Source organism: Shinella granuli (assembly GCF_004341885.1).
GTDB classification, from domain to species: domain Bacteria; phylum Pseudomonadota; class Alphaproteobacteria; order Rhizobiales; family Rhizobiaceae; genus Shinella; species Shinella granuli.
Window position 1 is genome coordinate 1,455 of the sequence record NZ_SLVX01000059.1, and the last position, 7,843, is coordinate 9,297.

General features: G+C 63.3%; 6 protein-coding genes. 3 read left to right on the forward strand and 3 right to left on the reverse strand.

What is annotated here, in order from left to right; translation table 11 throughout:
• The 3 genes from EV665_RS31410 to EV665_RS31420 all read right to left on the reverse strand — a co-directional run.
• Positions 1-1,858, reverse strand: a 1,858-nt coding sequence (locus tag EV665_RS31410) for a PHP domain-containing protein (RefSeq protein ID WP_133037192.1), incomplete at its 3' end; no start/stop codon positions are given.
• The gene (locus EV665_RS31415) at positions 1,855-3,369 is read right to left on the reverse strand and encodes a Y-family DNA polymerase (RefSeq protein ID WP_210234716.1); all 1,515 of its coding nucleotides are present in this window, start codon (positions 3,367-3,369) and stop codon (positions 1,855-1,857) included. The genes EV665_RS31410 and EV665_RS31415, both read right to left, overlap by 4 nt.
• Positions 3,287-4,045: an ImuA family protein gene (locus tag EV665_RS31420; RefSeq protein ID WP_133037189.1), complete on the reverse strand. Its 759-nt coding sequence runs from the start codon at positions 4,043-4,045 to the stop codon at positions 3,287-3,289. Before EV665_RS31420 ends, EV665_RS31415 begins: the two co-directional genes overlap by 83 nt.
• Positions 4,046-4,252: 207 nt before the next feature.
• Between EV665_RS31420 and EV665_RS31425 the strand changes: the two genes are divergently transcribed.
• From EV665_RS31425 to EV665_RS31435, 3 genes are all read left to right on the forward strand, one after another.
• Positions 4,253-6,322 (forward strand): ATP-dependent helicase, encoded by a 2,070-nt coding sequence (locus EV665_RS31425; protein ID WP_133037190.1) that lies wholly within the window; start codon positions 4,253-4,255, stop codon positions 6,320-6,322.
• 3 nt (positions 6,323-6,325) lie between these two features.
• A complete protein-coding gene (gene dinB / locus EV665_RS31430) occupies positions 6,326-7,450 on the forward strand; it encodes a DNA polymerase IV (protein WP_133037191.1) in 1,125 nt (374 codons plus the stop codon).
• A gap of 91 nt (positions 7,451-7,541) precedes the next feature.
• On the forward strand, positions 7,542-7,843 hold a 302-nt coding region (locus tag EV665_RS31435), incomplete at its 3' end, for an SOS response-associated peptidase family protein (protein ID WP_483475612.1).

A 7,843-nucleotide genomic window follows, 5' to 3' on the forward strand; every position in this document is an offset into this window, starting at 1 on the left:
CCTCGCGCCTGCGAAGATAGGGATGCACCATGTCGCCCTGAATCGGCCCAGGCCGGACGATCGCCACCTGAACGACCAGATCGTAGAAGGTCTGAGGCTTCAGGCGCGGCAGCATGGACATTTGCGCCCGGCTTTCGATCTGGAAGGTGCCAAGGGTATCTGCCTTGCGGATCATCGCATACGTGCGTGAATCTTCCGATGGGATCGACGCGAGATCCCACACCTCGCCCTTGTGCTCGGCCATCAGCGAGAAGGCTTTCGCCATGCAGGTCAGCATACCCAAGGCCAACACGTCGACCTTCATGAATTTGAGCGCCTCGATATCGTCCTTATCCCATTCGATGACCTGGCGATCGTCCATGCGCGCCGGCTCGATCGGCACGAGATCGTCGAGCCTGTCATGGGTCAAGACGAAGCCGCCCGGATGCTGGCCGAGATGGCGCGGCGCGCCCATCAGCTGCTGCGCCAGCTCCAGCGTCAGCTTCAGGCGATAATCCGCTGCGTTGAGATTGTTTTCCCGAATCTGGCGTTCTGAGACCCCTTCCGACCAGCCCCAGACGCCCGACGACAGTTGCCCGATCATGTCCTCCGGCAGGCCGAGCGCCTTGCCGACGTCCCGCAATGCGCCTTTCGCGCGGTAGCGGGTGACGGTCGAGCAGAGCGCGGCCTTGCTGCGGCCATAGGTGTTGTAGATCCACTGGATGACCTCCTCCCTCCTCTCGTGCTCAAAATCCACGTCGATGTCCGGTGGCTCATCTCGCTCTTGGCTGATGAAGCGTTCGAAGAGGAGATCGTTGGTGTCGGGGTCGATCGAGGTGACGCCCAGGCAATAGCAGACGGCGGAGTTGGCGGCCGAGCCCCTGCCCTGGCACAAGATGCCTTTCGAGCGGGCGAAACGGACGATCGAGAAAACCGTCAGAAAATAGGGCGCATAGTTCATGACCCGGATCAGCTCCAGCTCGTCGCGCAAGGACTTTTGGACCTTGTCCGGAACGCCCTCGGGATAGCGATCTGCCGCACCTTCCCAGGTGAACTTGACCAGCGATTGCTGCGGATCGAGGCCGGGCACGATGGCTTCCTCCGGATACTGGTATTGTAGCTCCTTCAGGTCGAACTTGCAGCGCTCGACGATTTCGCGGCTGCGCGCCAGAGCTTCCGGGTATTCGGCAAACAGCCGGTGCATCTCTTCCGGCGCCTTGAGAAAGCGATCGGCGTGTCTTTCGCGGTCGAAACCGACATCATCGATTGTCGTGCGGGTGCGGATGCAGGTCACGACATCCTGGAGCTGGCGCCGGCTCGGTTCATGAAACAGCACGTCGTTGGTGACGACGGTGCGAACCTTAAAGCGGGCGGCCATGGTGGCGATGCCGTGCAGGCGCAGACGGTCGAGCGGCCGACGACGCAAGCAGAGGCTGACATAGGCCCTGTCGCCGAATAGTTCAGCCATCTTGCGAATCTGCACACCACAGGCCTCGTCAGCTTCATCGGGCACCAGCACACCGATCATGCCAGCCGCGTGCTCGGCGACATCAGTGAAATCGATCAGGCACTTGCCCTTGCCGCCGCGCGCCTTCCCAAGCGACAGCAACCGCGTCAGACGCGAATAGGCCGGCCGGTCCATCGGATAGACGAGGATTGACATGCCGTCGGTCAGGTCGAGCCGACACCCGACGACGAGCCGAATGCCGGTGGCCTTGGCCGCCTCCCAGGCACGCACGATGCCGGCGAGGCTGTTGCGATCGACAACGCCGAGAGCGTCGATGCCGAGCGCGGCCGCCGTCGCGAACAGGTCGTCGGCGCTAGATGCCCCGCGCAGGAACGAAAAGTGTGTCGTGACCTGAAGCTCGGCGTATCTCATCCGAACACCCCATGAATGAACCACAGATGCGATCCGGTTTCCGGATCGATGCCGTCGCCGGCGCGATAGACCCAGTAACGCTCGCCAAGCTCGTCCTCGACCACGAAATAGTCCCTGACCGCCTGGAACTCGCGCGGTCGGCGCCACCATTCCCCAAAAATCCGTTCCGGGCCGTCGGCGCGCACAACTTTTCTGCGTTTGCCGCGCCACGTAAACACCGCCGGCGGCTGGTCAGGCAGCAGCGCGATGACCTCGATGCGCTCCGGATTTGCGAAAAGCCGGGTCGGCCGCGGCCATTTCACCGCCCAGGCCTCGCCGATGTCAGGCGCGGTCGCGGCGATGCGCCGGACCGAACGCTCCGGCACGTCGGAGGCAACGGGCGCGACACGAAACAGCCGGTGGCCGCGATTGCCGAGGATATCGACCAGTGGAGTGATGTCGGCGCCCTCCTCCTCGATCAGAAAGGAAGCGACCTGCCGTTCCTCCAGCGGCTCGGCGAAGACGGCGACCAGCACCAGCTTCTCAATGCCGAAACCGGGATCGATGGTCTCGATGCGGTCGCAGAGCAGCTTCGACAGGCGCGCCGGATCGCGGACCGGTTTAGCGAGACCAGCGCGAAGATGCTGCCGGGTGTTGTCGACGCGATGGATGAAGAGGTCGCAACGCCGTGCGCCAAGGCCGTCTTCGGCGAGGCGGTTCGAAAGCTGGCCGACCAGCCGGCGCACATATTTGGCGATGGTCTCGGGCGCGCCGATCGGCTCGGCAAAATTCTTCGCAACCTCGACCAATTCCGGCGTGCGGATCGGCTCGATCGGTTCGGCGATCCGTCCAAACATCTGATCCAGTCTTCGTCCAGGTTCCGGCCCGAACCGCAACATCAGCGGCGCGCGCGGCATCGCCGAAAGCTGGCCGACGGTGTCGATGCCGAGGACGCGGAGGCCCTGGACGGTCTCCGCTGGCAGCCGCAGCGCGACGATGGGCAGGTCGATGACCGCCTTCGTCACATTGTCCACCGGCACGACAGTCGTCTCTACGGCCAGCAGCCGGGCGAGCGCATGCGCCGCGCCCCAGGTGTCGGCGACAGCGGCGCGCGCCGTCAGCCCGCGGCCGCGCAGCATATTGACGAGGCCCGACACGAGCAGCGCTTCGCCGCCGTGCAGGTGATCAGCGCCTTCCGTATCGATGACGAGACCGTCGGCGCCGTCGACCGCAACGACGGGGCTATATTGCCGGAGTGCCCACAATGCCAGCCGCTCCAAGGCGGCGGCATCTTCGGCCGGGGCCGCATCCACCATGAGGAGATCGGCGACCATGGCCTGCGCCTTGCTCGCGGCCATGCCGATGCGCAGGCCGAGCTTCAGGGCCGTCGCATCGGCGGCGGAGATCCATCGCTTCGAACCGCGGCGCGCAATGACGACCAGTGGCTTGTTAGCCGGCAAGGCTTCGCCAGCGTGCCGTCTGATCCGCTCCGTCGCGAGCTGTGGGAAATAGATCGATACGACCCTGGGCATCGGGGGCTCCAATTTCAAATTCGGCGCATTCGCCGGCTTTCACGCGCATCAGTTCTGCGAGCCAGCGCGCCCTCCCGACGCCGGCAACAGGTAGTCTTTCCGACGGCAGGGTGCTGATGCGCCATCGCGTCGTCGAGGCGGTCGGCTGCCCATAATCCGATGCCTCGTTCTGTCGTCGCCATCGCCGCAGCACGATGCCCAGGGCGCCCGTCTTCTCGGCGGCGAGTTGCAGGCGACGCGACGCGGTCATCGGCAGACGGACAAGCTCGCCGACCACGACGGCAAGCCCGCCGAAAGACAATCCCTCCTCCATCGCCGATAGCGCCTCCTCTTCCCGATCGCTTTCGCAGAACACGACACGGTCCGGATGGAGTCCCGCCTGGGCGACCGCTGGGAAAAACAGATCCGGGCGCGTCATGCACCACAGAACCTTGCCGCGCGATCTCGCCGCGATGCCGGCAACGAACAGTGCCGCAGCAGCGCCATCGACCGTCCCTCCCCCGCCGCCGGCGACCTCGTGCAATGCCCCGAAGGCGAGCCCTCCCCCCGGCAGAGCCCGATCGACCTCGGCGACGCCGAAGGGCAGCACCTGCCTGGCGCGCTGCGGGCCGCCTTCAAGCTGCTCGATGCGCTCGCGAAGCTCTGCCAGCACGGGGTTGAGGGCATGATTGGCCACGGCAGAATTGTTGCTCCTTCAGGGTTTCCAGCGGTTCTTTAAGCTGATATGTTCATTATTTGTTCCGATTGCCCAACTGAGTCAATCGGGCCTCCGGTCCGGAAGTTGCCCCTCGGCTAAGTCGTTGAAACGAATCCCTTAGCTGCATCAAGGAGATATCCACTGATCGGAGGGGTAGGAAATTTTTCTTAGGCATGCTGGGGACAAATGGCGGCGGCTCATCTCGAAAAACTCAACGACCGGCAACGGGAAGCCGTCGAGCACGGTATTGGCCTGCCGGATGGAAAGATCGGCGGCCCGCTGCTGATTATCGCCGGCGCGGGCAGCGGCAAGACCAACACGCTGGCGCATCGCGTCGCCCATCTGATCGTCAACGGCGCCGATCCGCGGCGCATCCTGCTGATGACGTTTTCGCGGCGGGCAGCATCCGAGATGGCGCGTCGCGTGCAGCGCATCTGCCGGCAGGTGCTCGGCGACAATGCCGCCATCATGACCGACGCGCTCGCGTGGGCCGGCACGTTTCATGGGATTGGGGCGCGGCTGTTGCGGATGTATGCCGAGCAGATCGGTCTCAGCGTCGATTTCACCATCCATGACCGCGAGGACAGCGCCGACCTGATGAACCTCGTCCGGCATGACCTTGGCTTTTCCGCCAAGCAGAGCCGGTTTCCTACGAAAAGCACCTGCATCGCTATCTATTCCCGCGTCGTCAATTCCGAGGCCTCGATCAAGGAGATCCTGAAATCGTCCTATCCGTGGGTGCTGGAATGGGAGGAAGAGCTGAAGCAGCTTTTTGCGGCCTATACAGAAGCGAAGCAGACGCAGAACGTCCTGGATTACGACGACTTATTGCTCTACTGGGCACAGATGGTTTCCGAGCCGGAGCTGGCCGAGGATGTCGGCAACCGTTTCGACCATATCCTCGTCGACGAATATCAGGACACCAATCGCCTGCAGGCGTCGATCCTGATGTCGCTGGCGCCCGGCGGCCGCGGCCTGACCGTCGTCGGCGACGACGCTCAGTCGATCTATTCCTTTCGCGCCGCGACCATCCGAAATATCCTGGATTTCCCGAAGGAATTCTCGCCGAAACCCGCCGACGTCATCACGCTCGACCGCAATTATCGCTCCACCCAGCCGATCCTGGCTGCGGCCAACGGCGTGATCGAGTTGGCACGCGAGCGCTATACGAAAAACCTCTGGACGGACCGCGCCTCCGAGCAACGGCCGATGCTGGTCACCGTCAAGGACGAGATCGACCAGGCCGCCTATATCGTCGAGCAGGTGCTGGCCAACCGCGAGATCGGCATGACGCTGAAGCAGCAGGCCGTACTGTTTCGAACCTCGAGCCACAGCAATGCGCTTGAGATCGAGCTCACGCGGCGGAACATTCCCTTTGTGAAATTCGGCGGCCTGAAATTTTTGGACGCGGCCCATGTGAAGGACATGCTGGCGGTCATGAGGTTTGCCCAAAACCCGCGAGACCGGGTTGCCGGCTTCCGGGTGCTGAAGCTGCTGCCCGGTATCGGGCCGCAGACGGCCGGCAAAATCCTCGACACGATCGCAAGCGATCCCGAGCCGTTACAGTCGCTCGCCGAAATTCCGCCACCCGCCAAGACCGGCGACGACTGGCCGGCCTTCGTCACGCTGGTCTCGGCGCTGCGAAAGGCGGAGGCAGGCTGGCCGGCGGAGATCGGCACGGTTCGGATGTGGTACGAGCCGCATCTCGAACGCATCCATGAGGATGCCGACACCCGCAAGGATGACCTGCTTCAACTCGAACAGATCGCCGGCGGCTATGCGAGCCGCGAACGCTTTCTCACGGAATTGACCCTGGACCCGCCCGATGCGACCAGCGACCAAGCCGGCGTGCCGCTCCTTGACGAAGACTATCTGATCTTGAGCACGATCCACTCGGCCAAGGGACAGGAATGGCGTGCCGTGTTCATGCTCAATGTCGTCGACGGCTGCATCCCGTCTGACCTTGGCACCGGCTCTACCCCTGAACTCGAGGAAGAACGCCGTCTGCTCTATGTCGGCATGACGAGGGCGCGCGACAGCCTCACGCTGATCACGCCGCAGCGCTTCTTCACGCACGGCCAGAATGCTCAGGGAGACCGCCATGTCTATGCGTCGCGCACCCGCTTCATACCGGCCACGCTCTTGCAGTTCTTCGAGACGGCAAGCTGGCCGAAGGTATCGGCTGCCGCCAGCGAGCGGAGCAGTCGCCAGGTTCGCGTCGATATCGGTGCGAGGATGCGATCGATGTGGAAATGAGCCATGCAGCCCGTCACTTCGGCCGAGCTAGAGGAACAGAAGCCAGATCGCGAGGAGCGCGTCCGGCGCATCATCCATGTGGACATGGATGCTTTTTACGCCTCCGTCGAGCAGCGCGATAATCCCGAGCTGCGTGGCAAGCCCGTTGCTGTCGGCGGCGCTGCCGCCCGCGGTGTCGTGGCCGCCGCAAGCTATGAGGCGCGCGCTTTCGGCGTTCGATCGGCCCTTCCATCGATCACCGCCAAGCGGCGCTGCCCGGACCTGATCTTCGTTCCGCCGCGCTTCGATGTCTATCGAGCCGTTTCGGCTCAAATCCATATGGTTTTCGCCGAGCATACCGATCTGATCGAGCCCTTGTCGCTCGACGAGGCCTATCTCGATGTCACCGACAACAAGCAGGGCATTCCGATAGCGACGGAGATTGCCACGAGAATCCGCGCCCGCATCAAGGAGATCACCGGGCTCAACGCCTCGGCCGGTATTTCGTATTGCAAGTTTCTGGCCAAGATGGCCTCCGACCTCAACAAACCCAATGGTCAGGCGGTCATCACGCCCAAGAACGGGCCGGCTTTCGTCGAGGGGCTTGCCGTCAAGAAATTCCACGGCGTGGGGCCGGCAACCGCCGCGAAGATGGAACGCCTCGGCGTCCTGACCGGCGCCGACCTCAAGGCGAAGTCGCTTGCTTTCCTGCAGGAGCATTTCGGGAAGTCGGGCGCCTGGTACTACAATATCTCGCGTGGCATCGACGATCGACCGGTCCGCCCGGATCGGGAGCGCAAGTCCGTCGGCGCCGAGGATACCTTCATGGCCGACCTCTTCGATCTGGATGCAGCGCGTGCGGAAATCTCCCCGCTCATCGACAAGGTCTGGCGGCATTGCGAGGCCAAGGACTTGCATGGCCGTTCCGTCACCCTGAAGGTGAAATATGCCGACTTCCAGATCATCACGCGAAGCAAAACCGAAGCCACGCCGTTCGGATCGGTCGCGGAGATCGTGGCGACAGTGCAGAAGCTCCTCGCCCCCTTGTTTCCGACGGCGAAAGGGATCCGCCTTCTCGGCGTGACCCTGTCCTCGTTTGGCGACGAAACCGCGAGCGGACCTGCCGATCAACTTCAGTTGGAGATCTAGGCGTACCTCTCCTCGCCGGCCGCATCGAAATCCGCAGCCTCCGCGCTAGATTACTCTCAAACCGCGACGCCGCCGACCTGCCGGAGGGACCATGTGCAACGATTACAGGCTGATGGTCGAACTGGCCTCGGTCATCGAGGAGTTCGAGCACCTCAAGATCAAGATCCGCTTCCCCGAGGGCAGGCCCAACATCGAAGCGCGCGAGGATATCAGGATCACCGACACGGCGCCCATCGTTCGCACGGTGGAAAGCGAGCGCGGAGTTGGCGAGCTTGTCCAGCGGCGCTGGAGCTGGCCGGGACCGAGCAAGAAGCCGGTCTACAATTTCCGGTCGGAGGGTCGCGAGTTCGCCTCGAACCGGGCTTTGATCCTCAGTGATGGGTTCTATGAATT